This window comes from uncultured Methylibium sp., assembly GCF_902826655.1.
Classification (GTDB): Bacteria; Pseudomonadota; Gammaproteobacteria; order Burkholderiales; family Burkholderiaceae_C; genus Methylibium.
On sequence record NZ_CADEFR010000037.1, the window covers coordinates 1 to 25,597 of the forward strand.

The 25,597-nt window shown below is 70.9% G+C and carries 26 protein-coding genes and 1 pseudogene; 14 read left to right on the top strand and 13 right to left on the bottom strand.

Annotation, left to right across the window (positions count from 1 at the left end; all coding sequences use genetic code 11):
* The 6 genes from QZV97_RS14235 to QZV97_RS14260 form a co-directional block, all read left to right on the top strand.
* Nucleotides 1–1,427 (top strand): acyl-CoA carboxylase subunit beta (locus QZV97_RS14235; protein ID WP_295643328.1); only part of this gene is annotated, 1,427 nt, incomplete at its 5' end.
* 14 nt (nucleotides 1,428–1,441) lie between these two features.
* On the top strand, nucleotides 1,442–3,472 hold the full coding sequence (locus tag QZV97_RS14240) for an acetyl/propionyl/methylcrotonyl-CoA carboxylase subunit alpha (RefSeq protein ID WP_295643331.1): 2,031 nt from the start codon (nucleotides 1,442–1,444) through the stop codon (nucleotides 3,470–3,472).
* A 10-nt stretch (nucleotides 3,473–3,482) separates the two neighbouring features.
* Nucleotides 3,483–3,956 carry a VOC family protein gene (locus QZV97_RS14245; protein WP_295643334.1) on the top strand — a complete coding sequence of 158 codons (474 nt, stop codon included), beginning with the start codon at nucleotides 3,483–3,485 and terminating at the stop codon, nucleotides 3,954–3,956.
* Nucleotides 3,953–5,314: a chromate efflux transporter gene (gene chrA / locus QZV97_RS14250; protein WP_295643337.1), complete on the top strand. Its 1,362-nt coding sequence runs from the start codon at nucleotides 3,953–3,955 to the stop codon at nucleotides 5,312–5,314. Before QZV97_RS14245 ends, chrA begins: the two co-directional genes overlap by 4 nt.
* Nucleotides 5,315–5,729: 415 nt before the next feature.
* A complete protein-coding gene (ggt, locus tag QZV97_RS14255) occupies nucleotides 5,730–7,715 on the top strand; it encodes a gamma-glutamyltransferase (RefSeq protein WP_295643340.1) in 1,986 nt (661 codons plus the stop codon).
* On the top strand, nucleotides 7,687–8,298 hold the full coding sequence (locus QZV97_RS14260) for a DUF1439 domain-containing protein (protein ID WP_295643343.1): 612 nt from the start codon (nucleotides 7,687–7,689) through the stop codon (nucleotides 8,296–8,298). The genes ggt and QZV97_RS14260 overlap by 29 nt, the downstream gene beginning before the upstream one ends.
* Nucleotides 8,299–8,308: 10 nt before the next feature.
* Here the strand turns inward: QZV97_RS14260 and QZV97_RS14265 are convergent, their stop codons facing one another.
* Nucleotides 8,309–9,037: a mobilization protein gene (locus QZV97_RS14265; protein WP_295643346.1), complete on the bottom strand. Its 729-nt coding sequence runs from the start codon at nucleotides 9,035–9,037 to the stop codon at nucleotides 8,309–8,311.
* A 341-nt stretch (nucleotides 9,038–9,378) separates the two neighbouring features.
* Between QZV97_RS14265 and QZV97_RS14270 the strand changes: the two genes are divergently transcribed.
* From QZV97_RS14270 to QZV97_RS14280, 3 genes are all read left to right on the top strand, one after another.
* The gene (locus tag QZV97_RS14270; RefSeq protein ID WP_295643349.1) at nucleotides 9,379–10,500 is read left to right on the top strand and encodes a hypothetical protein; all 1,122 of its coding nucleotides are present in this window, start codon (nucleotides 9,379–9,381) and stop codon (nucleotides 10,498–10,500) included.
* 146 nt (nucleotides 10,501–10,646) lie between these two features.
* Nucleotides 10,647–10,856: a hypothetical protein gene (locus QZV97_RS14275; RefSeq protein WP_295643352.1), complete on the top strand. Its 210-nt coding sequence runs from the start codon at nucleotides 10,647–10,649 to the stop codon at nucleotides 10,854–10,856.
* Nucleotides 10,832–11,692 (top strand): serine protease, encoded by an 861-nt coding sequence (locus QZV97_RS14280; protein WP_295643355.1) that lies wholly within the window; start codon nucleotides 10,832–10,834, stop codon nucleotides 11,690–11,692. Before QZV97_RS14275 ends, QZV97_RS14280 begins: the two co-directional genes overlap by 25 nt.
* Nucleotides 11,693–11,711: 19 nt before the next feature.
* Here QZV97_RS14280 and QZV97_RS14285 read toward each other — a convergent pair whose 3' ends face one another.
* On the bottom strand, nucleotides 11,712–12,362 hold the full coding sequence (locus QZV97_RS14285; RefSeq protein WP_295643358.1) for a hypothetical protein: 651 nt from the start codon (nucleotides 12,360–12,362) through the stop codon (nucleotides 11,712–11,714).
* Between the two features lie 126 nt (nucleotides 12,363–12,488).
* Between QZV97_RS14285 and QZV97_RS14290 the strand changes: the two genes are divergently transcribed.
* The gene (locus QZV97_RS14290) at nucleotides 12,489–13,346 is read left to right on the top strand and encodes an undecaprenyl-diphosphate phosphatase (protein WP_295643360.1); all 858 of its coding nucleotides are present in this window, start codon (nucleotides 12,489–12,491) and stop codon (nucleotides 13,344–13,346) included.
* Here the strand turns inward: QZV97_RS14290 and QZV97_RS14295 are convergent, their stop codons facing one another.
* A complete protein-coding gene (locus QZV97_RS14295) occupies nucleotides 13,347–14,234 on the bottom strand; it encodes a LysR family transcriptional regulator (RefSeq protein ID WP_295643362.1) in 888 nt (295 codons plus the stop codon).
* Nucleotides 14,235–14,361: 127 nt separating this feature from the next.
* Here QZV97_RS14295 and QZV97_RS14300 point away from each other — a divergent pair, with 127 nt between their 5' ends.
* Complete coding sequence (locus QZV97_RS14300; protein WP_295643364.1) at nucleotides 14,362–15,006, top strand: glutathione S-transferase family protein; 645 nt, start codon at nucleotides 14,362–14,364, stop codon at nucleotides 15,004–15,006.
* A 9-nt stretch (nucleotides 15,007–15,015) separates the two neighbouring features.
* Entirely contained in the window at nucleotides 15,016–15,996 is a 981-nt protein-coding gene (locus tag QZV97_RS14305; RefSeq protein ID WP_295643367.1) for a pyridoxamine 5'-phosphate oxidase family protein, read from the top strand.
* A gap of 21 nt (nucleotides 15,997–16,017) precedes the next feature.
* On the opposite strand, the gene QZV97_RS14310 is transcribed toward QZV97_RS14305, so the two are convergent.
* Nucleotides 16,018–16,497 carry a VOC family protein gene (locus QZV97_RS14310; RefSeq protein ID WP_295643370.1) on the bottom strand — a complete coding sequence of 160 codons (480 nt, stop codon included), beginning with the start codon at nucleotides 16,495–16,497 and terminating at the stop codon, nucleotides 16,018–16,020.
* A gap of 149 nt (nucleotides 16,498–16,646) precedes the next feature.
* Between QZV97_RS14310 and QZV97_RS14315 the strand changes: the two genes are divergently transcribed.
* Together QZV97_RS14315 and QZV97_RS14320 are read left to right on the top strand one after the other, a co-directional pair.
* Nucleotides 16,647–17,099, top strand: a complete 453-nt coding sequence (locus QZV97_RS14315; RefSeq protein WP_295643373.1) for an HIT domain-containing protein — start codon at nucleotides 16,647–16,649, stop codon at nucleotides 17,097–17,099.
* Between the two features lie 76 nt (nucleotides 17,100–17,175).
* A complete protein-coding gene (locus QZV97_RS14320) occupies nucleotides 17,176–18,186 on the top strand; it encodes an LLM class flavin-dependent oxidoreductase (RefSeq protein ID WP_295643376.1) in 1,011 nt (336 codons plus the stop codon).
* Between the two features lie 10 nt (nucleotides 18,187–18,196).
* Here the strand turns inward: QZV97_RS14320 and trmB are convergent.
* The 9 genes and pseudogenes from trmB to QZV97_RS14365 form a co-directional block, all read right to left on the bottom strand.
* Nucleotides 18,197–18,856 (bottom strand): annotated as a pseudogene (trmB, locus tag QZV97_RS14325) (tRNA (guanosine(46)-N7)-methyltransferase TrmB); the annotation flags it as partial.
* Between the two features lie 44 nt (nucleotides 18,857–18,900).
* Nucleotides 18,901–19,554: an ATP-binding protein gene (locus QZV97_RS14330; RefSeq protein ID WP_295643378.1), complete on the bottom strand. Its 654-nt coding sequence runs from the start codon at nucleotides 19,552–19,554 to the stop codon at nucleotides 18,901–18,903.
* Nucleotides 19,551–20,180 carry a nicotinamide riboside transporter PnuC gene (gene pnuC, locus QZV97_RS14335; protein WP_295643381.1) on the bottom strand — a complete coding sequence of 210 codons (630 nt, stop codon included), beginning with the start codon at nucleotides 20,178–20,180 and terminating at the stop codon, nucleotides 19,551–19,553. The genes QZV97_RS14330 and pnuC overlap by 4 nt, the downstream gene beginning before the upstream one ends.
* A gap of 49 nt (nucleotides 20,181–20,229) precedes the next feature.
* On the bottom strand, nucleotides 20,230–20,511 hold the full coding sequence (gene ftsB / locus QZV97_RS14340; RefSeq protein WP_295643385.1) for a cell division protein FtsB: 282 nt from the start codon (nucleotides 20,509–20,511) through the stop codon (nucleotides 20,230–20,232).
* Nucleotides 20,512–20,530: 19 nt separating this feature from the next.
* Nucleotides 20,531–21,829 carry a phosphopyruvate hydratase gene (gene eno, locus QZV97_RS14345; RefSeq protein ID WP_295643389.1) on the bottom strand — a complete coding sequence of 433 codons (1,299 nt, stop codon included), beginning with the start codon at nucleotides 21,827–21,829 and terminating at the stop codon, nucleotides 20,531–20,533.
* A gap of 43 nt (nucleotides 21,830–21,872) precedes the next feature.
* On the bottom strand, nucleotides 21,873–22,178 hold the full coding sequence (locus QZV97_RS14350; protein ID WP_295643392.1) for a DUF1330 domain-containing protein: 306 nt from the start codon (nucleotides 22,176–22,178) through the stop codon (nucleotides 21,873–21,875).
* An 8-nt stretch (nucleotides 22,179–22,186) separates the two neighbouring features.
* Complete coding sequence (gene kdsA / locus QZV97_RS14355; protein ID WP_295643395.1) at nucleotides 22,187–23,044, bottom strand: 3-deoxy-8-phosphooctulonate synthase; 858 nt, start codon at nucleotides 23,042–23,044, stop codon at nucleotides 22,187–22,189.
* Nucleotides 23,044–24,708, bottom strand: a complete 1,665-nt coding sequence (locus QZV97_RS14360; protein ID WP_295643398.1) for a CTP synthase — start codon at nucleotides 24,706–24,708, stop codon at nucleotides 23,044–23,046. Before QZV97_RS14360 ends, kdsA begins: the two co-directional genes overlap by 1 nt.
* A gap of 79 nt (nucleotides 24,709–24,787) precedes the next feature.
* Nucleotides 24,788–25,597 (bottom strand): alpha/beta hydrolase, encoded by an 810-nt coding sequence (locus QZV97_RS14365; RefSeq protein ID WP_295643402.1) that lies wholly within the window; start codon nucleotides 25,595–25,597, stop codon nucleotides 24,788–24,790.

The window sequence follows — 25,597 nt, forward strand, 5'->3', positions numbered from 1 at the left end:
TCGAGCTGCTGCTCGACGAAGGCACCTTCGAGGAATGGGACATGTTCGTCGAGCATCGCTGCACCGACTTCGGCATGCAGGACAACAAGGTGCCCGGCGACGGCGTCGTCATCGGCTACGGGATGATCAGCGGCCGCCTGGTGTTCGTCTACAGCCAGGACTTCACCGTCTTCGGCGGCGCGCTGTCGGAGGCGCATGCCGAGAAGATCTGCAAGGTGATGGACCAGGCCATGAAGGTGGGCGCCCCGGTGATCGGCCTCAACGACTCGGGCGGCGCGCGCATCCAGGAAGGCGTGGCCTCGCTCGGCGGCTATGCCGAGGTGTTCCAGCGCAACGTGATGGCCTCGGGCGTGATCCCGCAGATCAGCATGATCATGGGCCCCTGCGCCGGCGGCGCGGTGTACTCGCCGGCGATGACGGACTTCATCTTCATGGTGAAGGACAGCAGCTACATGTTCGTCACCGGCCCCGAGGTCGTGAAGACCGTGACCCACGAGGAGGTCACCGCCGAGGAGCTGGGCGGCGCCGCCACCCACACCGGCAAGAGCGGCGTGGCCGACCGCGCCTTCGAGGACGACGTCGAGGCGCTGCTGATGCTGCGGCGCTTCTTCAACTACCTGCCGCTGTCCAACCGCGAGAAGGCGCCCGTGCGGATGGATCCGCGCGGCGGCGACCCGGCCGATCGGCTGGACCACTCGCTCGACACCCTGGTGCCCGACAACCCGAACCAGGCCTACGACATCAAGGAGCTGATCCTCAAGGTCGTCGACGACAGCGACTTCTTCGAGCTGCAGCCCGACTACGCCAAGAACATCGTCATCGGCTTCGGCCGGCTGGAAGGCCAGACCGTCGGCGTGGTGGCCAACAACCCGCAGGTGCTGGCCGGCTGCCTGGACATCAAGTCCAGCATCAAGGCGGCGCGCTTCGTGCGCTTCTGCGACGCCTTCAACATCCCGGTCGTCACCTTCGTCGACGTGCCGGGCTTCATGCCCGGCACCAGCCAGGAGTACGGTGGCATCATCAAGCACGGCGCCAAGCTGCTGTACGCGTATGCCGAGTGCACGGTGCCCAAGATCACCGTCATCACCCGCAAGGCCTACGGCGGCGCCTACGACGTGATGGCCTCCAAGCACCTGCGTGGCGACGTCAACTTCGCCTGGCCCAACGCCGAGATCGCGGTGATGGGCGCCAAGGGCGCGGTCGAGATCATCTTCCGCGAGGACAAGGGCGACCCGGCCAAGCTCGCCGCGCGCGAGGCCGAGTACAAGGCGCGCTTCGCCAACCCCTTCGTCGCCGGCGCGCGCGGCTTCATCGACGACGTGATCCAGCCGCACGAGACGCGCAAGCGCATCTGCCGCTCGCTGGTGATGCTCAAGGACAAGAAGCTCGAGAACCCGTGGCGCAAGCACGGCAACATTCCTTTGTGAACGAGGCCAGGACCATGTTCAAGAAGATCCTGATCGCCAATCGCGGGGAAATCGCCTGCCGCGTCATCAAGACGGCGAAGAAGCTCGGCATCGCGACCGTCGCAGTGCATTCGGAAGCCGACCGCGACGCGCTGCACGTCGAGCTGGCCGACGAGGCCGTGCTGCTGGGGCCGGCGCCCAGTCGCGAGAGCTACCTGGTCGCCGACAAGATCATCGCGGCAGCCAGGCAAACCGGCGCCGAGGCCATCCACCCCGGCTACGGCTTCCTGTCGGAGAACGAGGCCTTCGCCAGGCGCGTCGAGGAGGAAGGGCTGGTCTTCATCGGCCCCAAGCACTACTCGATCGCGGCGATGGGCGACAAGATCGCCTCGAAGAAGCTGGCCAACGAAGCCAGGGTCAACACCATCCCGGGCTGGAACGAAGCCATCGAGTCGCCCGAGGCCGCGGTGAGGATCGCACGCGACATCGGCTACCCGGTGATGATCAAGGCCAGCGCCGGCGGCGGCGGCAAGGGCCTGCGCGTGGCCTTCAACGACAAGGAGGCGCACGAGGGCTTCGCGTCCTGCCGCAACGAGGCCCGCAACAGCTTCGGCGACGACCGCGTCTTCATCGAGAAATTCGTCGAGGAGCCGCGCCACATCGAGATCCAGGTGCTGGGCGACGCGCATGGCAACACCGTCTACCTGCACGAGCGCGAATGCTCGATCCAGCGTCGCCACCAGAAGGTGATCGAGGAGGCGCCGTCGCCCTTCATCAGCGAGGCCACGCGCAAAGCCATGGGCGAGCAGGCGGTGGCGCTGGCCAAGGCGGTCAAGTACCAGTCGGCCGGCACGGTGGAGTTCGTCGTCGGCAAGGACCAGGGCTTCTACTTCCTGGAGATGAACACGCGGCTGCAGGTCGAGCACCCGGTCACCGAATGCATCACCGGCCTCGACCTCGTGGAGCTGATGATCCGCGTCGCCGCCGGCGAGAAGCTGCCGTTCACTCAAGGCCAGATCAAGCGCGAAGGCTGGGCCATCGAGTGCCGCATCAACGCCGAGGATCCGTACCGCAACTTCCTGCCGTCGACAGGCCGGCTGGTGCGCTACCAGCCGCCGGCGACGACGATGGAGGCGGCGAAGCCGCGGCCCGCGGAGGGTGGCGTCCGGGTCGACACCGGCGTCTACGAGGGCGGCGAGATCCCGATGCACTACGACTCGATGATCGCCAAGCTCATCGTGCACGGGAAGGACCGCGCCGAGGCGATCGCGAAGATGCGCGAGGCGCTCAACGCCTTCGTGATCCGCGGCATCCACAGCAACATCCCCTTCCAGTCGGCGCTGCTGGCGCATCCGAAGTTCACCGCCGGGGACTTCAACACCGGCTTCATCGCCGAGCACTTCCCCAAGGGCTTCGACGCGGCCGATGTTGCGCACGAGGATCCGGACTTCCTGATCGCACTGGCCGCCGCCGCCAACCGCCGCTACCTCGAGCGCGCCTCGGCGATCAGCGGCCAGCTGGCCGGTCACGGCGTGCGCATCGGCAGCGACTACGTGGTGGTGGTCAAGGGCGAGGAGGGCCGCCACACCCACCACCCGGCGACCGTCGAGGTGGCCGACGGCGCGATCCGCGTGCAGGTCGGCGAGCGGCGCTACGAGCTGTCGGGCAGCTGGCTGTTCCGCGGCATCCGCGCGCTGGGCCAGTGCAACGGCAAGCCCTTCGCGGCCCAGGTCGAGCGCGACGGCGTCTGGATCCGCGTGGCGCACAACGGCCGCCGCATCGACGCGCTGGTGCTGTCGCCGCCTGCGGCCGCGCTGAAGAAGCTGATGCCCTACAAGGCGCCGCCCGACACCAGCAAGCTGCTGCTGTCGCCGATGCCCGGCCTGCTGGCCAGCATCGCCGTCACGGCCGGGCAGCAGGTGCATGCCGGCGAGCGGCTGGCGGTCGTCGAGGCGATGAAGATGGAGAACATCCTCGTCGCCGCGCGCGACGGCACCGTGTCCGAGATCGTGGCCCGACCCGGCGAGAGCCTGGCGGTCGACCAGACCATCCTGCGTTTTGCGTGAGGCCCCGACGATGAGCGACCCTGCCCGCAAGCCCTACCGCATCCTCGGCATCCAGCAGATCGCGATCGGCGGTCCCGACAAGCAGCGCCTGCGCGCGCTGTGGGTCGACGTGCTGGGCCTGGCCGTGAAAGGCAACTTCGTCTCCGAACGCGAGAACGTCGACGAGGACATCTGTGCCATCGGCCGCGGCGCGCACGAGGTCGAGGTCGATCTGATGCAGCCGGTCGATCCCGACAAGAAGCCGGCGGTGCACGCCACGCCGCTCAATCACGTCGGCCTGTGGGTCGACGACCTGCCGAAGGCCGTCGAGTGGATGACGGCCAACGGCGTGCGCTTCGCACCTGGCGGCATCCGCCGCGGCGCGGCCGGCCACGACATCTGCTTCATCCACCCGAAGGCCAGCGACGAGTTCCCGCTGTCGGGCGAGGGCGTGCTGATTGAGCTGGTGCAGGCGCCGCCCGAGATCGTGGCGGCCCTCGCTTGAGCGCGACCGCCGCGGTCGGCGGCGGCGCACCGCCGGAGCGGCCGGCGCCGGTGTCGTTCCGCGAGGCGCTGCGCTTCTGGCTCAAGCTCGGCTTCATCAGCTTCGGCGGGCCGGCCGGGCAGATCGCGATCATGCACACCGAGCTGGTCGAGCGCCGCCGCTGGATCAGCGAAGGGCGCTTCCTGCACGCGCTGAACTACTGCATGCTGCTGCCCGGCCCCGAGGCCCAGCAGCTCGCCACCTACATCGGCTGGCTGATGCACCGCACCTGGGGCGGCATCGTCGCCGGGGCGCTGTTCGTGCTGCCCTCGCTGTTCATCCTGATCGCGCTGAGCTGGATCTACCTGCGCTTCGGCGACGTGCCGCTGGTGGCCGGCATCTTCTACGGCCTCAAGCCCGCGGTGACGGCGCTGGTGCTGCACGCCGCGCACCGCATCGGCACGCGGGCCTTGAAGAACGGCTGGATGTGGGGCATCGCGGCGCTGGCCTTCGTCGCCATCTTCGCCTTCGACGTGCCGTTCCCGGCCATCGTGGCGGCGGCGGCGCTGATCGGCTGGGTCGGGTCGCGCTACGCACCGCAGCTCTTCGCGCCCGGCGGCGGCCACGCGGCCGCGCAGGCCGGCTACGGACCGGCGCTGATCGACGACGACACGCCCACGCCGGCGCATGCGCGCTTCTCGCGCGGGCGCCTGGCGAAGCTGGTGCTCGCCGGGCTGGTGCTGTGGGGCGGGGCGATGGCGGCGCTGGTCGCGGTGCAGGGGTGGCAGGGCACGCTGGCGCAGATGGGCTGGTTCTTCACCAAGGCTGCGCTGATGACCTTCGGCGGCGCCTACGCGGTGCTGCCCTACGTCTACCAGGGTGCGGTCGACCACCACCAGTGGCTCAGCGGCACGCAGATGATCGACGGACTGGCCCTCGGCGAAACCACGCCCGGCCCGCTGATCATGGTGGTGGCCTTCGTCGGCTTCGTCGGCGGCTGGACGCGCCAGGTGCTGGGGCCCGACGCGATCTTCCTCGGTGCGGCCCTCGCCGCCACGGTGGCGACCTGGTTCACCTTCCTGCCGTCCTTCCTGTTCATCCTGGGCGGCGGGCCGCTGGTCGAGAGCACGCACGGCAAGCTGGGCTTCACCGCGCCGCTGACCGCGATCACTGCCGCGGTGGTCGGCGTGATCCTCAACCTGGCGCTGTTCTTCGCGTGGCACGTGCTGTGGCCGCAGGGCTGGAGCGGGCGTTTCGACCTCATCGCCGCCGCGATCGCCGTCGCGGCCGGCGTGGCGCTGTTCCGCTTCAAGGTCGGCGTGATGCCGCTGCTGGGGGCGTGTGCAGTGGCGGGGTTGATCGCCAGAGCCCTCGGATAGCACGGTCTGCGTTCCGCGGACTTGTCTTGGCCTGTACCGCCGGGCTGGGGTTGAATGGATCGACGTTGTCGCTCTCAAGCTCCGACAAGCAGACACCAGCACGATGGGAATGAGCCCCTGTTGATCTGAGTCGACCAGGGTTCGATAGACACCACGGAGCCTTCCTTCTGGCAACGATGGACGCCTCAATGAGCGGGGAGCGGCGCTCGCAAGAGCCCAGAACTGTGACGGCCATGCCCATGCTGCGAGGGGTGATCGCCACCACGCTGTGGCGGCGCCAGTCCGATCGCCGCTGGCTTACTCTTTCCTACAGACTCGCGACACGTAGAGCGGCCCCGCGCATTGACGCATGGCGGGTGCAGTCCGATCATCGTCCGCGACACGACCCGTGCCGCCACCGATCGAGGAGCCCCGCATGAAGTCGATTCCTTCCGCGACGATGCTGCGTCGCCTGGCGCTCGGCGCCGCGACCGCGACGCTGCTGGCCACGGCCGGTGCGCATGGGCCGGCGCCGCTCAGGACCCCCGGCACGCCGCCCGGCATCACGCTGCCGCCGACCACCGAGACCGTGCCGCCGCCACCGGCCTGGGACGGCGTGGCCTACAAGGGCGGCGTGGTGTCGGTGTCGCACCCGCTCGCGGCGAAGGCCGGTGCCGACGTGCTGGCGCGCGGCGGCAATGCCATCGACGCGGCCGCGGCGATCCAGTTCATGCTCAACGTCGTCGAGCCGCAGTTCTCGGGCATCGGCGGTGGCGGTTTCATGATGATCCACCTGGCGCGGGGCAACAAGACCTTCGCGATCGACGGCCGCGAGAAGGCGCCCGCCGCGGCGACGCCGACGCAGTTCGTGCTGACCGACGTGCCGGTGGCTCAGCGCTTCACCATCGCGTCGACCAGCGGGCTCGCGGTCGGCGTGCCGGGCACGCTGGCGACCGTGGACCACGCGCTGCGCCACTGGGGCACGATCCGCCTGTCCGAGGCGCTGGCGCCTGCCATCGAAGCGGCCGAGAAGGGCTTCGCGATCAACCGCTTCCTCGCCGCCAACATCGCCGGCGACGGTGGTCGCACCGGCTTCCAGCCGGAGACCGCGGCGATCTTCCGTCCCGGCGGCGTGCCGCTGGCTGAAGGCGCGCTGCTGGTGCAGCCCGACCTGGCGAAGACCTTCCGCCTGATCGCGAAGCACGGGCCGCGCGTCTTCTACCGCGGCGAGATCGCCGAGGCCATCGTCGCGGCGCAGCAGCGCACGCGCACGCCGGTCGCGGCCGAGGGCGCGGGCCGCATGACGCTGAAGGACCTGGCCGACTACCGCACGGTGATCCGCGAGCCGATCCGCGTTGACTATCGCGGCTGGACCGTCGCCGACATGGCGCCGCCGTCGTCCGGCGGTCTCACGGTGGGACAGATGCTCGAGATGGTCGAGCGCTTCCCGATCGGTGATGCCGCGCAGGGCTTCGGCTTCGGCAGCGCGACCACGCTGCACGTGATGACCGAGGCGATGCGCCTGGCCTTCGCCGACCGCGCGGTGTGGATGGGCGACGAGGACTTCGTGTCCGTGCCCAAGGTCGGGCTGCTGAACGCCGACTACGTGGCCAGCCGCTCGGCGATGATCAGTACCACGTCGCGCATGGCCACGCCCGCGGCCGGCAACCCGCTGCCCTACGACACCGCGGTCGACGGCAGGAAGGACCGGCGTTTCACGCCCAGGCACGACGACGACGAGCACCGGCCCTCGCACACCACGCACTACTCGGTGGTCGACAAGTGGGGCAACGTGGTCAGCTTCACCACCACCATCGAGGCGACCTGGGGCACCGGCATCACGGTGCCGGGCTACGGCTTCCTGCTCAACAACGAGCTGACCGACTTCAACTTCGACCCGGCCTTCAACGCCACGACCGGCAACCCCGGCGCCAACGACGTCGCGCCGGGCAAGCGGCCGCGCAGCTCGATGGCGCCGGCGATCGTCTTCAAGGGCCGCGAGCCGGTGGCGGCCTATGGCTCGCCGGGCGGTGCGACCATCATCAACTCGGTGTTCAACGTGACGCTGAACCTGATCGACCACGGCATGAGCATCCAGCAGGCGATCAACGCGCCGCGGCTGTCGGTCACCAGCGCGGCGGGCACGATCTCGTGCGAGGGCGTCGAGCCCTTCATGCAGCCCAGGTTCAACCTCGCCACGCAGGACGCGCTGCGGGCGCTGGGCCACCTGGGGCTGGGTGCCGCCGGCAGCAACGGCTGCCTCGCGACCATCGGCTCGGTGCAGGGCGTGGTCATGGACCTGCGCAGCGGCCGCCAGTACGGCGGCGCGGACCTGCGGCGCGAAGGCACGGTGATCGGCCTCAAACCCGCCAAGGCGAAGGGCCCGAAGGACCGTGACGGCGAGGCGTCGGACGACGACTGATCGCGTCGCGCTGCCGGCGCGGCGGCGCGTGCTGGCGCTGGCGCTCGGCGGCCTGGCTGCGGCCGGGCTGCATCGCGCGCCGGCCCGTGCCGCCGGACTCGGCGAAGCGCGCAGCCTCAGCGTCGGCGAGGCCGAGCTGGCGCGCCTCGTCGCGCAGCGCTTTCCCTTCGAACTGCGCGTGCCGGACCTCGCCGACGCGCGCGCCACCCAGCCGCGCCTGCGGCTGCTGCCGCAGTCCAACCGGCTCGCGCTCGACGTGGACCTGCAGCTCACCGAACGCGTGCTCGGCGCGGCCTACCGCGGCCGCATGGCCTTCGACGCCGGCCTGCGCTACGACGCGGCCGATCCCGCGGTCCGCCTGTCGCAGGCTCGCGTTCGCAGCTTCCGTTTCGACAGCCTGCCCGGCGAATTCGCCGCGACGGTCAACCGCGTCGGCCGCGAACTCGCCGAGCAGCTGCTGGAGGGCCAGGCGGTCTACCGCCCGCGCGCCGAGGACCTGAAGACCGCCGAGTTGCTGGGCTATCGCCCGGGCACGATCACCGTGCTGGCCGACGGCGTGCGGATCTCGCTGGAGCCGCTGTAGCGGCCCCGGCTCACACCCCCGCCGCGGCGATCTCGCCGAAGGCGTGGTTCAGCCACAGCTTGAGCCGCTGCCGCTCCATCAGGCCGAGCGCCGGGCCTTCCTTGCCGCCGACGTTCTTGGCCGCCCAGAAGCTGCTGTTGCTCGCGTCGATCTTCTGCACCAGCGCGTCGTGCAGCCGTCGGATGTCGACGACGCGCGCCCCCAGCGCCACCGCACGCGCGAGTTCGCCCGACTTCTCGAGCTGGCTGAAGTCGTCGCCGCGCAGCTGGTTGCGCACCAGCACGTAGCGCAGGCGCTGGCCGAAGCGGTCGAGCAGGCGCTTGAGCAGGTCGACCGAGTCCTTGCCGGCGTCCATCACGTGCCAGTAGTGGATCGCCACGCCCGACAGGTCGGCCAGGTCGAGCACGCCGGACTCGTCCATCCACTTGACCAGCGGGTCGTGGGTCTGCGCCGCCAGGTCGACCAGCACGCGGCGGCCCGGCTGCTCGATCGCCGACTCGACGATCGCGTCGAGCGCCTCGTAGCGGTCGACCAGCACCGGCGATGCGTAGCCGGAGTAGAAGCGCATCAGCGAGCCGTGCGAGCGGTCGGTGTCGTAGCCGACGAAGGGCAGCTGGTGGTCGATGAAGTACTGCGCCAGCAGGCGCGCGACCAGCGACTTGCCGACGCCGCCTTTCTCGCCGCCGATCAGGTGCACCTTCGACGTGTTGCCGGCTTCGAGCGTGGGGATCTGCGACATCGCGATGGGGCTCCGTGAAGGGGGCGGGGTGGGCCGATTGTGCAGTGCCCGCCCGGACCGGCCGTCCGATACCGCAAGTCACGATTGCAGGTGCCGGAGCGCCCATTTGCGGCAGCGGCCGCGGGGCGGCCCGGGACGCGCCGTCGCAGCCTGGTCACCCGGGCTCGCGCCGACGCCCCGCCGGGCCGGGCCACCGGCCGGGCGCCACCGCCGGATCGTGAACTGTTTGGCACCTGGCGGCAGGCCCGCGCGGGCTGGCGCGCTAGTTGCGGGTGCCTGCGTACTTGTGTCGAGGCGCGTCCGCCGCGACCTCGATCCACCCGCCCACACCGCCCCCGCCCATGAAGTCCCTGCAACGTCGCCTGACCCTGCTGGCCGGCCTGGCCGCCACCCTGCTGGCGGGCGGCTGCACCACCACCTCGCTGGTGCTCGGTGCGGTCGGCGTGGCCACCGACACCAGCATGTCGTGGGCCATCGTCAAGCATGTGCACGACAAGCTGACCGACGGCGATCCGGTCTCCTGCATGCGGCTGGACAGCGTCAGCCGTGCGCTCAGCCCGCGCTGCGGTCCGCACGTCCCCGGCAGCCTGAAGCGCGCGGATGTCGCCAGCGCGCAGCTGCAGGGTTGCCCGCTCGCGATCGCGGCGCAGGATCCGCAGCTGTGGCCGGTGCTGCCCGAACTGCTGGACAAGGGCGCGCAGCCCGAGAACTGTCTGCAGTCGCCGCTGGCCAGGCTGGCGCAGCAGCCGGGCTGCCCGGACTTCTCGGCCGCGTCGCCCGAGGTGCTGCGCGCGATGACGTGGATGGCCGAGGCCGACGCCCGCGCGATCCGCCACGACGTCGTGCGCGCCTTCAGCTGCCCCAGCGCGCGCCGCGCCGGCCTGGACCAGGTGCTGGAACGCTGGCAGGCCGCCGGCGCGCTGCATCCCGACGCGGTCGGCTTCGGCGTGCTGGGCGCGCTGCATCCCGATTACCTGGACTCGCCGTTCGCGCGCCGCCTGGAGTCCGGCGGCCACACGGCGCAGGCCGCGCTGGCGCCCTACGAAGGCAAGCAGCGTCCCGGCTTCGAGGAAGCGCTGCGCAGCAGCCACTGGGTGGCGCTGGACTGGTGGCTGACCCGCGTGCCGACGCTGGCCAACAGCGTGCCACCGCTGCAGGGCGACCAGCTGCCCTGGCTGCCGCTGGCGCGCGTGCTGGTGCCGAGCTTCCTGGACGATCCCGAGCGCCAGCGCGACAGCATCGAGTTCCTGCTGGCCTACGGCGCCAACCCGCGCCAGAAGCTGCCGCACAGCCGGCAGCAGTCGGTGACGACGCAGGCCATCGCGCTGAAGAGCCCGCATGTCGCGCTGCTGCAGCAGCCGCCGCGCCTGCGCCGGCCCGCGACGACGACGCTGGCCGACGGCGTGCCGCGCACGCCGCCGTCCGCGACCGCCGCGGCGCTGGTGCTGACGACGGCGCGCTGACGGCAGCCCCTGCCGGCGGCGGGACATCGCGGCCTGTTATGGTCGGGGCAGCCACGGAGTCCGCCATCGCCAACGATCCCTCGCCGACGCACCGCCCCGCCTCCTCGCCGCGCGCGAGCCGTTCGAAGCGGTCCAAGGCCCCAGCCGTGTCGCTGGCCATGCCGATGCTGCGGCGCGAGGCGCTGCGCGAAGGTCTGCAACGCGCCGTCGAACACCTCAAGGCCCACCGCGCCGACCTGATCGGCGACGGCTTCATCGCCGACTACGTGGCGCTCGACTGGCTGGAATGGCACGGCGGCAGCCTGCGCCTCACGGTGGTCGGCGGCAACGTGTGCCGCCAGGTGGCGCTGCGATAGCTGCCGCCGCGCAGCCCGCGATCGAGCCGCTGCTGCTGGCCGCGACCCGCGTCTCGACCTTCCTGCAGCAGCGCCTGCTGACCCAGGCCAGCGGCTTCTTCTTCCAGCGCGACGAGCGGCTCTACCTCGTCACCAGCCGGCACGTCTGCTTCGACGAACCCAGCGGCCACCATCCGGACCGGCTGGAGATCGAGCTGCACACCGACGCCGGCAACATGACCGACTCGATCGGCTTCTCGATCCCGCTCTACCGCGACGGCCAGGGCGTGTGGATCGACGGGCTCGACGGGTCCGGCGAGATCGACGTCGCGGTGGTCGAGCTGGAGCGCGCTGCGCTGCCGGCCACGGCGATCATCCGCGCCTTCACGCCGCAGCACCTGGAGGCGGTGCAGGCGGCCGCGGTCGAGGTCGGGACCTCGCTGCTGATCGTGGGCTTTCCGCTCGGCTTCCACGACACGCTGCACCACCTGCCCGTGGTGCGCCAGGCGGTCATCGCCTCGTCCTACGGCATGCGCTTCAAGGGCGAGGGCTATTTCCTCACCGATGCGCGCACGCACCGCGGCACCAGCGGCGCGCCGGTGGTCGCGCGGCTGCCGGCGCCGCTGCCTGATCCTGCCGGGGGCGAACTGCAGCAACTGCCCTGGCTGCTGCTGGGCGTGCACTCGGCGAGGCTCGACGTCGACGGCCGCGACCTCGGCCTCGACGAGGCCCTGGGCCTGAACTGCGCCTGGTACGCCGACATCCTGATGGTGCTGACGCGCGGCGGGCCGCGCCCGCCGGCGCCCGCCGTGGCGCCCCCGGTCCCGCCCCCCGCTGCGCCCGCCAGGCGCAGCTGACGGGCGCGCTGCGCCGCGCTCACATGCACGACTGCCGGCGTGCATGCTCCTTGGTGTAGATCAGCGTCAGGTCCTGGGACGACCCTGCCGATCCCGACGAGTAGCCGTGCACCAGCATCACCGTGTGGCGGCCCGGCGCGTCCATGCGGTACAGCGTGACCGCCGATCCGGCACCCTGCGGCTGGCACAGGGCCTTGAGCTTGAAGCCGGCGCGTTCGAGCGCGCCGATCGGGTTCGCCTGGTTGTCGGTGGTCGCGTCCATGCCCAGGTTGGCCTCGATGGGCGCGGCCTGCGTGCCGGCCAGCCGGACGACCCAGCCGCCCGCCGTCTTCTTGCCCTGGCCCGACCGGTCGGCGTAGAGCCAGTGGGTCGGCTGACCGTCGACGACGGCCATGACCGTGCCGTAGCGCTGGTGCGTGTCGGGCCGCGCCACCGGCGAGCGGGGCAGCGGCTGCGGACCCGGCGTCTTCCAGCGGATCGGCTGGTCGCTGCCGACCTGCCAGCCCACGGGGGCCCGGCTGTCGGCCGGCGGCATCAGCGCCAGCACCAGCGTCGCCAGTTCCACCGTGCCGGGCTTGGCCGCGGGCGGGGCGCCGGACACCGGCGTCGCCAGCAGACCGGCCAGGCTTGCGGCCACCAGCAAGAGGACGCGGTTCGCGCTGCGGGTCATCGGGCTCTCCTCGGGCTGGCGCGGACGCCGCGCCAGGCGATGCTCGCGCGAACCCGCCGGCTCCGCAAGCCACGAACGTGGTGCCGCTAACATGCCCCGCTTTGCCGACCCGACGAAGGTTGCTCCTTGGACATCGCACTGCTGCTGAAGGCCGCCGTCATGGGCATCGTCGAGGGACTCACCGAGTTCCTGCCGATCTCCAGCACCGGCCACCTGATCCTCACCGCGTCGCTGCTCGACTTCACCGGCGACGTCGTCAAGGTCTTCGAGATCGCGATCCAGACCGGCGCGATGCTCGCCGTGGTGTGGGAATACCGCGTGCGCCTGATGTCCACCGTGCGCGGCATCGCCAGCGAGCCCGTCGCGCAACGCTTCGCGCGCAACGTGGCGATCGCCTTCCTGCCGGCGGTGGTGTTTGGCCTGGCGCTGGGCAGCATCATCAAGGCGCATCTCTTCCATCCGGTGCCGGTGGCGCTGGCCTTCGTCGTCGGCGGGCTGATCATCCTGTGGGTCGAGCGCCGGCACCGCCGCCTGTTCGGCGAGCGCGACCTGGAAGGCCAGCGCACCGCGCGCGTCGAGACGGTCGACGACATGAGTGCGCTCGACGCGCTGAAGGTCGGCCTGGTGCAGTGCCTCGCGCTGATCCCCGGCACCAGCCGCTCGGGCGCCACCATCATCGGCGCGATGCTGTTCGGCTTCTCGCGCAAGGCGGCCACCGAGTTCAGCTTCTACCTCGGCATCCCGACGCTGATGGGCGCGGGGGCGTATTCGGTGTGGAAGCAGCGCGAGCTGCTGGCCTGGTCCGACGCGCCGGTGTTCGCCGTCGGCCTGGTGTTCGCCTTCGCCAGCGCGCTGCTGTGCATCCGCTGGCTGATCCGCTACGTGTCCACCCACGACTTCACGGTCTTCGCCTGGTACCGCATCGCCTTCGGCGGGCTGGTGCTGCTGAGCGCCTGGGGCGGCTGGGTCGAGTGGAAGGCCTGATCAGCGCAGTGCGCCGAGGTCGCGCTTCATCCAGTCGATGAAGCTGCGCGTGCGCAACGGCATCCAGCGCGCGCTCGGATACACCAGGCTCACCGGCCAGGGCTCGGCCTCGTAGTCGGCCAGCACGATGCGCAGGCGCCGCGCCTTCACCAGCGCCGCCGCCTGGTAGAGCAGGCAATGCGCGAAGCCCAGGCCGGCCGCGCAGGCGTCGAGCAGCGGCGCGTTCAGGTTGCTGTCGAGCGGCCCCGACACCGCCACGCTGAGCCGGCGCCCCTGGTCGCGAAAGCTCCAGTGCGAGCCGTCGCTGCCGTTGAAGCGCAGGCAGGGCGCGTCGGCCAGCTCGCGCGGGTGGCGGGGCGTGCCGCGCCGCCGCAGCAGCGCCGGGCTGGCCAGCACGACGCGGCGGATCGCGCCGACCGGCTGCGCGATCAGGCTCGAGTCGTGCAGCGGCCCGATGCGCACGCCGACGTCCAGGCCTTCCTCGACGAGGTTGACGACGCGGTCCAGCAGCACGAGGTCGATGCGCATGCGCGGGTGCTGCTGCAGGTAGCGCGTGACGGCCGGCGCCACGTGGTACTGGCCGAACAGCACCGGCGCGGTGACGTTCAGCGAGCCGCTCGCATCGGCGCGCTGCTCGCCCAGCAGCCGGTCGGCCTCGTCGACGTCGGCGACGATGCGGCGCGCCCGCTCGAGGTACTGGCGCCCGTCCTCGGTCAGCGACTGGCGGCGCGTCGTGCGCTGCAGGAGCCGCACGCCCAGCGAGGCCTCCAGCGCGGCCAGCGACCGCACGACGGCCGGCAGCGACAGGTCCTGCGCTGCGGCGGCCGCCGTCAGGCTGCCGTGGTCGGCGATCGCGATGAAGTTCTGCAGCGCCTTGAGCTTGTCCATGGCCCGATGATTGCTGCGCGAAGCGGAGCAGTCAAATCCTCTTGGACGTCTTTATGTCGGCGGGCGTTCGTCGAAGAATGCCTCCACACCCCACGCATCTCACTGCACTTCATCGATGGAGACCGCCATGACCGCAGCTCGCCCCTCCCGCCCGATCCGGCTGCACGGCTTTGCGCTGTCGGGCCACTGCCACCGCGTCGAGCTATTCCTGCGCCTGCTCGACCTGCCCTTCGAGGTGGTGCCGGTCGACCTGGCGCGCGGCGAGCAGCGGCGGCCCGAGTTCCTGGCGCTCAACGCCTTCGGCCAGGTGCCGGTGATCGACGATGACGGCGTGGTGGTCGCCGACTCCAACGCCATCCTGGTCTACCTGGCGCTGCGCTACGCGGCGCCCTCGTGGCTGCCGCGCGATCCGCAGGGGGCGGCGGCGGTGCAGCGCTGGCTGTCGGTCGCGGCCGGGCCGCTGGCCTTCGGCGCGGCGCGGGCGCGCATCGTGCAGCTGTTCAAGCTGACCGAAGATGCGCAACCGGCCATCGATCGCGCGCATGCGCTGTACCGGCAGGTCGAGGGGATCCTGGACGTGCAAGGCGCGGCCTGGCTCGTCGGCGACGCGCCGACCATCGCCGACATCGCGCTGTACACCTACACGAAGCACGCGCCCGAAGGCAACGTGGCGCTCGACGACTACCCGAAGCTGCGCGACTGGCTGGAGCGCGTCGAGTCCCTGCCGGGCTTTGCGCCCATGCAGGCCAGCCGCATCGGCCTCGCGGCCTGAGGCACGGCCATGGACCTGCCCCGCTGGCCGCACGAAGCCGATCCCTTCCACGACGGCGAGCGCGCCGTGCAGGCGCGCGCCGGCTCGCAGGCGCACATGGCCGACATCGGGCGGCGCGTGATGCGCGCCGAGATGCCGGACCAGCACCGCCAGTTCTTCGAACTGCTGCCCTTCATCGCGCTGGGTGCGGTGACGGCCGAGGGCCAGCCGCGCGCCACGCTGCTGGCCGGCCCGCGGCCGGGCTTCGTGCGGTCGCCCAGCGCGACACGGCTGCGCATCGACGCCTTGCCGCCCGCCGACGACCCGCTCGCCGGACTGCTGCAACCCGGCGCCTCGATCGGCCTGCTGGGCATCGAGCTGCCGACGCGGCGGCGCAACCGCGCCAACGGGCAGGTCGCCGGCATCGACGCGCAGGGCTTCGATGTCGACGTGACGCAGAGCTTCGGCAACTGTCCGCGCTACATCCAGCGGCGCGCGCGGGTCGCGGTCGATGCGGTGCCGGAGACCGTGGCCCCGGCGCAGACGCAGTCACGCCTGGGCGACGAGGCTGAGGCGCTGGTGAGTGCGGCCGACACCTTCTTCATCGCCACGCATGCCGGCGGCGACGCGGCCCACCACGGCAGCGACGTCTCGCACCGCGGCGGCCGCCCCGGCTTCGTGCAGATCAGCGATGACGGGCGCGTGCTGACCTGGCCCGACTTCAACGGCAACGGCTTCTTCAACACCCTGGGCAACCTGCATGCCGAGCCGCGCGCCGGCCTCGTGTTCGCCGACTTCGCCGGCGGCACGCTGCTGCACGTCGAGGGCCGCGCCGAGATCGTCTGGGACGGCGCCAGCCTGCGCGACTTTGCCGGCGCCGAGCGGCTGCTGCGACTTCAGGTCGACACGGTCCTGCATCGCCCGGCAGCGTGGCCGCTGCGCTGGCGGCTGACCGAACCGTCGCCGGCGCTGGAAGGCACGGGGGTGTGGGACGAGGGTCGCGCAGCCTGAGCCGCGCCGCGTTGCGGCGATTCAGCCGCGACGTGCCGCCTCGATCCTGGCGATGTCGATCTTGCCCATCTCCATCATCGCTTCGAAGGAGCGCCTGGCCGCCGCGCGATCCGGGTCGGCGATCGCGTCCATCAGGACTCGCGGCGTGATCTGCCACGACAGGCCCCACCGGTCGCGGCACCAGCCGCAGGCGCTTTCCTGGCCGCCGTTGCCGACGATGGCGGCCCACAGGCGATCGGTCTCGGCCTGATCGTCGGTCGCCACCTGGAACGAGAAGGCCTCGGTGTGCCTGAACGCCGGGCCGCCGTTCAGGCCGAGACAGGGGATGCCCATCACGGTGAACTCCACCGTCAGCACGTCGCCTTCCTTGCCGGACGGGAAGTCGCCGGGCGCGCGATGCACCGCGCCCACCGCACTGTCCGGGAAGGTCCGGGCGTAGAACGTGGCCGCGTCCAGCGCGCTGCCGTCGTACCAGAGGCAGATGGTGTTCTTGCTGAGCATGGTGAGTCTCCTGGGCTGGGATCCGAGGCGTGCATAGGCCGGGCTCGAAGCGTATCCGCCCATGCCGGACGACCGCGCGGAGCCGGGAGTCCGAGGGGCGTCTGGCTATGATGCTCCGGCCACCGTCACCCGCCTGAAGGAGTTCGTGCATGCCCGGGTTCGTCGACCGCTCACCGCCCGGTCAATGCATCTTCTGCCGCATCGTCGCCGGCGAGATTCCGGCCGAGAAGGTGCACGAGGACGCGCTGACGATCGCCTTCATGGACCTCGGCCAGGTGAACCCGGGCCATGTGCTCGTCGCCACCAGGCGCCATGCCGCGACGCTGTTCGACATCACGCCCGAGGAAGCCGCTGCGGTTGCGCAGTCGGCCCTGCAGGTGGCGAAGGCGGCACGCGCCGCGTTCGATGCGCCCGGCCTGACGCTGCTGCAGGCCAACGGACGCGAAGGCGACCAGACCGTGTTCCATTTCCACCTGCACGTTCTGCCGCGGCACGCGCAGGACGGCGTGGCCCTGAGCTGGCCCCGCAAGGATCCCCCGCCCGAGGTCCTGCGCGAGTTCGCGGCGGCCCTGCGTGCCAGGCTGGCGTCCGCCGGCGATTGACGCATCCAGCCCGTTCGACGACGACTCGGAGGCCCTCCGGCCATGACGGCTCCGCCGTTCTGGCAGCATCGTCTCGATGCCCGAAGTCGATCGTCTCGTCCCGTTCTCCGTCCTCGACCTCGCGCCCATCGTGCAGGGCGGCAATGCCGCGCAGGCGCTGCGCCACAGTCTCGATCTGGCGCGCCATGCCGAGCGCTGCGGCTACCGGCGCTACTGGGTCGCCGAGCACCACAACATGGACGGCGTGGCCAGTTCGGCCACGGCCGTGCTGGTGGGGCAGATCGCCGCGGCCACGTCGACGATCCGCGTCGGCTCGGGCGGCGTGATGCTGCCCAACCACGCGCCGCTGGTCATCGCCGAGCAGTTCGGGACCCTCGCCACGCTCTTCCCCGGTCGCATCGACCTGGGCCTGGGTCGTGCGCCCGGCACGGACCGCGCGACCATGCGCGCGCTGCGCCGCCATCTCGACGTGACCGATGAGGAAGAGGGCTTTCCGCAGGATGTGATGGAACTGCAGCGCTACCTGGGTCCGTCCCTGCCAGGGCAGGCGGTGCGCGCCATCCCCGGCAGCGGCACCGAGGTGCCGATCTGGTTGCTGGGGTCCAGCCTGTACAGCGCGCAGCTGGCTGCGCACCTGGGCCTGCCTTTCGCCTTTGCCTCGCACTTCGCACCCGACCTGCTGCTGTCGGCGCTGGAAGTCTACCGCGCCCGCTACCGTCCGTCGGCGGCGTGGCCGGCGCCGCATGCGATGGTCGGCGTCAACGTGGTGTGTGCCGCCAGTGATGCCGAAGCGGCCTACCTCTTCACGTCGATCCAGCAGCGCTTCCTGGGCATGCAGCGCGGTCAGCGCGGCCCGTTGCCGGTGCCGATCGATCCCGGCGAGCTGGACACGCTGTGGACCCCGCACGAGAAGGCGCAGGTGCAGCGCATGCTCGTCGCGTCGGCGGTGGGCTCGCCCGACACCGTGCGCCGCCAGCTGGCGTCACTGGTGGCGCAGACCGGTGCGGACGAGCTGATCGTGGCCGGCGCGATCCACGACCACGCGGCGCGGCTGGCGTCGTACGAGGCCATCGCGCCGCGATCCTGAAGTCTCGGCCTCAGCGGCGCCTGAACACCAGGTCCCAGACCCCGTGCCCCAGCCGCAACCCGCGGTTCTCGAACTTGGTGAGGGGCCGGTAGTCGGGCTTGGGCGCGTAGCCGTCGGCCGTGTTGGCCAGCAGTGGCTCGGCGCCCAGCACCGCGAGCATCTGCTCGGCATAGGCCTGCCAGTCGGTGGCGCAGTGCAGCGTGCCGCCCGGGGCCAGGTGCGCGGCCAGCTGCGCGACGAAGGCCGGCTGGATCAGGCGGCGCTTGTGGTGCTTCTTCTTGTGCCAGGGGTCGGGGAAGAAGACGTGGATGCCGGCCAGCGAGCCGGGCTCGATCATCTGCGCCAGCACCTCGACCGCGTCGTGCTGGACGATGCGCAGGTTCGTCAGGCGCTGCTCGCCGATGCGCTTGAGCAGCGCGCCGACGCCCGGTGCGTGCACCTCGCACGCGATGAAGTCGGTGTCCGGCCGCAGCGCGGCGATGTGCGCGGTGGCGTCGCCCATGCCGAAGCCGATCTCCAGCACGCGCGGGGCACGGCGGCCGAAGACGGCGTCCCAGTCGGGCCGCTGCGGCGTGCAGGGGACCAGGAAGCGCGGCCCCAGCTCGGCGAGCGCACGCGACTGCCCCGGGCCCATGCGGCCCGCGCGCAGCACGAAGCTGCGGATCGCGCGGCGTGGCGGCGCGTCCGCGGGGTCGACGGGATCGGTGGGATCGCTCATGGGGCAGCGGTGGAGCCGGCGGTCGGCAGCAGGCGAGACAGGTGCTCGCAGTCGGGGACCAGGCATTCGCGGCAGCGACTGCGCAGGCGCGGCGCGCGCTCCGCGACGCCGTCGTCCGCCGCTGGCGCGGTGATCAGCGGATGCAGCGCCGCCAGCGCGGCCTCGGTCCGCGCCTCGCCTTCGCCGTAGATCACCGCGAAGGGCAGCGCAGCGCGCTGCAGCGCGCCGCGGATCAGCGCGTCGACCGGGCCGCGCACCTGCGGGCCGTCGCGCTGCAGGCCGTCGGGTTGCCAGGGCAGGTCCAGGCCGGTCAGCAGGGTGTGCGTGCACTGCCGCTGGCGGGCCAGCGCGGCGTCGTACAGCGCGGTGTCGCCGAAGACGTAGTCGCTGTAGACGGCGATCATCAGCGGCGTGGTGTCGGCGACGACGACGTCGGCCTCGCGACGCGCGACCTCGATGCGGCGCCACTGCTCGTCGGCGATGCCGGCCTGCTCGTCGGGCCGCGGCGTGCGGCCGGCGCGCTCGCAGAACTCACGCAGGACTTCGGCGACGACGGCGCTGCGCAGGCCGCGCGCCTGCAGGCGTTGCGCCAGTTGCTGCGCCAGCGTCGTCTTGCCGGTGCTCTCGGCACCGAGGAGGGCGACGATCACGCGCGCGCCTCCGCCGCCCGCCGGTGCCAGGCGCGCCAGCCGGCCAGCGCCAGCAACAGGAACAGCGCGTACAGCGCCACGGTCAGCCACAGCGCCTTGTAGGCGAAGAGGCCGATCGCCACCGCGTTGACGACGATCCAGCCGATCCAGTTTTCGACGTGCTTGCGCGCCAGCAGCACCGTCGCGACGACGCTGCCGGCCGTCGGGAAAGCGTCCCACCAGGGCACGTCGGTGTCGGTGCCGTGGCGCAGCAGCAGGCCGGTGGCTGGCCACAGCAGCGCCATCGCGCCGATCGCCAGCGCACGCTGGCGCGTCGACAGGTAGCGCACGGCGAGCGCGCGGCCGTCGTCCTGCGTGCCGCGCAGCCATTGCCACCAGCCCCAGAAGGCGACCGCGATGAACAGCAGTTGCAGCGCGGCGTCGCCGTAGAGCAGCGCGTTCCAGAACACCAGGCCGTAGAGCGCCGAGCTCAGGATGGCCAGGGGCCACGCCAGCGGGTTGACGCGCAGGTTGCACAGCACCATCCACACGCCCAGCACCGCGCCCAGCAGCTCGGCCCAGCTCGCGACGGCCGTGCCGACGGCGAAGGCGGGGGACTCCAGGAAGGCGATCAGCGGGGCGAGCATGGCAAGGTCGGCATGCCGCGGCCGCGGCATCGAGGTGCGGCAGGGGGCGTCAGCGCCGCGGCGGCGCGATGCGCACGTAGATCTCGTCGGCCTTGACCATGCCGAGCTCGAAGCGCGCCTTCTCCTCGACCATCTCGAGGCCTTCCTTGAGGTCGCGGACCTCGGCCATCAGGCGGTCGTTGCGGGCGCGCGCGTCGTCGTTCTTGCGGCGCTGCTCGTCCACCTGCGCCTGCAGCCCGACCACGCGGCCCATGCCGCTCTTGCCGAACCACAGCTCCGCATGGACCAGCGCCAGCAGGCCGACCAGCGCAAGGCTGAGGAAGCGCGGCACGGCCCGCTCCGAGCGCGCGTCAGCGCAGGTTGTAGAACGCGCCGCGGCCCGGGTAGACGGCGACGTCGCCCAGGTCTTCCTCGATGCGCAGCAGCTGGTTGTACTTGGCGATGCGGTCGCTGCGGCTCATCGAGCCGGTCTTGATCTGGCCGGCGTTGGTGCCCACCGCGATGTCGGCGATGGTGGAGTCTTCGGTCTCGCCCGAGCGGTGGCTGATCACGGCGGTGTAGTCCGCGCGCTTGGCCATCTCGATGGCGGCGAAGGTCTCGGTCAGCGTGCCGATCTGGTTGATCTTGATCAGGATCGAGTTGGCGATGCCCTTGTCGATGCCTTCCTTCAGGATCCTGGTGTTGGTGACGAAGAGATCGTCGCCGACCAGCTGCACCTGCTTGCCCAGCACCTGGGTGATGTGGGCCCAGCCGTCCCAGTCGCCCTCGGCCATGCCGTCCTCGATGCTGATGATCGGGTACTTGTCGACCCATCCGGCCAGCACGTCGGTCCAGGCCTGGGCCGACAGCGACAGGCCTTCGCCGTCCAGCTGGTAGGCGTGCGAGCCGTTCTTGCCGGGCTTGTAGAACTCGCTGGCGGCGCAGTCCAGGCCCAGCGCGATCTGCTCGCCCGGCGTGTAGCCGGCCTTGTCGATCGCCTCGAGGATCATCTGGATCGCGGCCTCGTGATTGGGCACGCTGGGAGCGAAGCCGCCCTCGTCGCCGACCGCGGTGCTCATGCCCTTGTCGTGCAGGATCTTCTTGAGGGCGTGGAAGGTCTCGGCGCCCCAGCGCACGGCCTCGCGGAAGCTCGGCGCGCCGATCGGGATGATCATCAGCTCCTGCAGGTCGAGGTTGTTGTTGGCGTGCGCACCGCCGTTGACGACGTTCATCATCGGCACCGGCATCTGCATGCCGCCCATGCCGCCGAAGTAGCGGTACAGCGGCAGGCTGGCTTCCTCGGCCGCGGCGCGCGCGACGGCCATGCTGACGGCCAGCGTCGCATTGGCGCCCAGGCGGGCCTTGTTGTCGCTGCCGTCCAGGTCGATCAGGGTCTTGTCCAGGAAGGCCTGCTCGGACGCGTCGAGGCCCAGCACGGCTTCGGAGATCTCGGTGTTGATGTGCTCGACCGCCTTCAGGACGCCCTTGCCCAGGTAGCGCGCCTTGTCGCCGTCGCGCAGCTCGATGGCCTCGCGCGAGCCGGTGGAGGCGCCGCTCGGCACGGCCGCGCGGCCCATGACGCCGGACTCCAGCAGCACGTCGCACTCGACGGTGGGGTTGCCGCGGCTGTCGAGGATCTCGCGGCCGACGATGTCGACGATGGCACTCATTGTTTTCCTTCGAGGATCGAAAACGGGGAACGGGAACGGAAACTCAGACGGGGGCGGCGACGCCCTCGACCAGCACGCTGTTGAAGTACTCGACCGCGCCCTGGCGCTTGGCGCGGATCACGGCGTACTGCTCGCTGCCGTAGAAGGCCTGGGCTTGCTCGAAGCTGGGGAAGCGCAGCATCGCGACGCGGTGCGGCTGCCAGTCGCCTTCGAGCGACTCGTGCCGGCCGCCGCGGATCAGGTACTCGCCGCCGAAGGCCTTCACCGCGGTCGGCGCCTCGGCCATGTACTGCTTGTACTGCTCCATGTCGGTGATGTGCATCTCGACGATCAGGTAGGCGACAGGCATGGGGGTTCTCAGCAGGAAAAGTCGTTTTCCAGCAGCGGCTGCGCCTTGACGACGCGGTCGATGCTGACCAGTTGCTCGAGCAGCGCCTTCATGTGCTTCAGCGGCACGGCGTTCGGGCCGTCGCTCAAGGCGTTGGCCGGGTCCGGGTGCGTCTCCATGAAGACGCCCGCCACGCCGACCGCGATGGCCGCGCGCGACAGCACCGGCACGAACTCGCGCTGGCCGCCGCTGCTGGTGCCCTGGCCGCCCGGCAGCTGCACGCTGTGCGTGGCGTCGAAGACCACCGGCGCGCCGGTCTCGCGCATGATCGCCAGGCTGCGCATGTCGGACACGAGGTTGTTGTAGCCGAAGCTCACGCCGCGCTCGCAGGCCATGAAGAGGTCTTCGCTCAGGCCTTTTTCCTTCGCGGCGTCGCGCGCCTTCTGGATCACGTTCTTCATGTCGCCGGGTGCGAGGAACTGGCCCTTCTTGATGTTGACCGGCTTGCCCGACTGCGCCACCGCGCGGATGAAGTCGGTCTGGCGGCACAGGAAGGCCGGCGTCTGCAGCACGTCGACGTACTTCGCGACGGTGGCGATCTCGGCCTCGGAGTGGACGTCGGTCAGCACCGGCACGCTCAGTTCCTTGCGCACCTTGGCCAGGATCTCCAGGCCCTTGTCCATGCCGGGGCCGCGGAAGGACGTGCCGCTGGAGCGGTTGGCCTTGTCGTAGCTGGACTTGAAGATGAAGGGGATGCCGAGCGCGGACGTGATCTCCTTCAGCCGGCCGGCCACGTCCATCTGCAGCTGCTCGCTCTCGACCACGCAGGGGCCGGAGATCAGGAAGAAGGGTCGGTCGAGGCCGACGTCGAAACCACACAACTTCATCACGCCACCGCCTTGATCGAAGGTTGATCGCTGCGCGCCGCCTGGTGGGCCAGCGCCGCCTTCACGTAGCTGATGAACAGCGGGTGCCCGGCCCAGGGCGTGGACTTGAACTCGGGGTGGAACTGCACGCCGACGTACCAGGGGTGCACGCCTTGCGGCAGCTCGACGATCTCGGTCAGCTTCTCGCGCTGCGTGATCGCGCTGATGACCAGGCCGGCCTGCTGCAGGCGGTCGAGATAGTGCTCGTTGGCCTCGTAGCGGTGGCGGTGGCGCTCGGTGACCACGGCGCCGTAGATCTGGTGCGCCAGCGTGCCCGGCTTGACGTCGGAGCTCTGCGCGCCCAGGCGCATCGTGCCGCCCAGGTCCGACTGCGCATTGCGCTTCTGGATGCTGCCGTCGGCGTCCTGCCACTCGTCGATGAGGGCGATCACCGGGTGCGGCGTCGCGGGCTCGAACTCGGTGCTGTTGGCGCCTTCGAGGCCGGCCTTGTGCCGCGCGTACTCGATGGTCGCGACCTGCATGCCCAGGCAGATGCCGAGGTAGGGAATCTTCTTCTCGCGCGCGAAGCGCGCCGCGCAGACCTTGCCCTCGATGCCGCGCTTGCCGAATCCGCCCGGCACCAGGATCGCGTCGAAGGCGCCGAGCTGGCCGACGTTGTCGGGCGTGATGGTCTCGGAGTCGACGTACTCGATGCCGACCCGCGCGTGGTTGTGGATGCCGGCGTGGCGCAGCGCCTCGTTCAGCGACTTGTACGAGTCCGACAGGTCGGTGTACTTGCCGACCATCGCCAGCCGCACCGTGGCCTGCGGGTGCTCGACCTCCTGCACCAGCTCGTCCCAGCGCTTCAGGTTGGCGGGCGGCGTGGCCAGGCGCAGCTTGTCGCAGACCAGGCCGTCCAGACCCTGCTCGTGCAGCATGCGCGGCACCTTGTAGATCGTGTCCACGTCCCACATCGAGATCACGCCCCACTCGGGCACGTTGGTGAAGAGCGAGATCTTCTCGCGCTCCTCGTCGGGCACGCGGCGGTCGGCGCGGCACAGCAGCGCGTCCGGCTGGATGCCGATCTCGCGCAGCTTCTGCACCGTGTGCTGGGTCGGCTTGGTCTTCAGCTCGCCGGCCGCGGCGATCCAGGGCACGTAGGTCAGGTGGACGAAGGCGGTCTGGTTGGGACCGAGCTTCAGGCTCATCTGGCGCACCGCCTCCAGGAAAGGCAGGGACTCGATGTCGCCGACCGTGCCGCCGATCTCGACGATGGCGACGTCGACGTCGGCCGAGGCGCCGCGCTTCACGTACTCCTGGATCTCGTTGGTGACGTGCGGGATGACCTGCACCGTCTTGCCGAGGTAGTCGCCGCGACGTTCCTTCTCCAGCACCGACTTGTAGATCTGGCCGGTGGTGAAGTTGTTGGTCTTGCGCATGCGCGTCGTGATGAAGCGCTCGTAGTGGCCGAGGTCGAGGTCGGTCTCGGCGCCGTCGTCGGTGACGAAGACCTCGCCGTGCTGGAACGGCGACATCGTGCCCGGATCGACGTTCAGGTACGGGTCCAGCTTGATCAGGGTGACCTTGAGGCCGCGCGACTCGAGAATGGCCGCGAGCGATGCCGACGCGATGCCCTTGCCGAGGGAGGACACCACACCGCCGGTGACGAAGACGAACTTGGTCATGTCGTGCGGCACTCCCTTGATCGAAAGTGCCGTGGTGGTAAAGCGAGAGTATATCGGCGGGGCGGGGTCGCCCGGCCCGTCAGGGGCGCCGCTCGGCCGCCAGGGCGCGCAGCGCGGCCAGCACGGCGTCCGCGGTCTCGGCCGGACGCTCCATCGGGAACAGGTGGCCGCCCTCGATCCAGCTCACACGCCCGCCGGTCAGGCGCTCGGTGGTCGCCATGCCGACCTGGCGCACCTCGGGCGACGCAGTCCCGCCGATGAAGGCCAGCGGGCACTGCAGCGGATGGGCCCGCAGCACGCGCGGCACGTGGTGCGGCAGGGTGTTGTAGATCTCGGTCTCGACCTCGCGGCTGAAGGCCAGGCGCCGCTGGCCGGCGTGCGGCTCGGTGCCGGCGGCGATGTAGTCGCGCAGCACGGCCGGGTCCCAGCGGGCGAAGGCCGGCTTGGACGCGAAGTGCGCCAGCGCCGCGTCGGCGTCCGGCCACTGCTGGCGCCGCCGGCGGCTGACGGCCCCCGGCGAGAAGCGGTCGGTCAGCCCCGTGGCCTTGCCCAGCTGCACGGCGCGCGCCTTCCAGCCGCTGATGATGGGCGAGTCCAGCAGCAGCACGCCGCGCGCCAGGTCGGGCCGCTTGGCCGCAGCCAGCACGCTGAGGAAGCCGCCCAGCGAGTGACCGACGAAGAACGCCGGCCCGTCGACCACGCGCTCGGCGAAGTGGATCAGCTCGTCGCGCAGGTGCGGCCAGTTGCTGGTGACCGGGTAGGCGGCGTGGTGGCCGAACTTCTCGACCGCATGCACCCGCCAGCCGGCCGCGTGCCAGCGCTCGAACAGCACGCGGTAGGTGCCGGCCGGGAAGCCGTTGGCGTGAGAGAAGACGATGTCGCCGCGCAT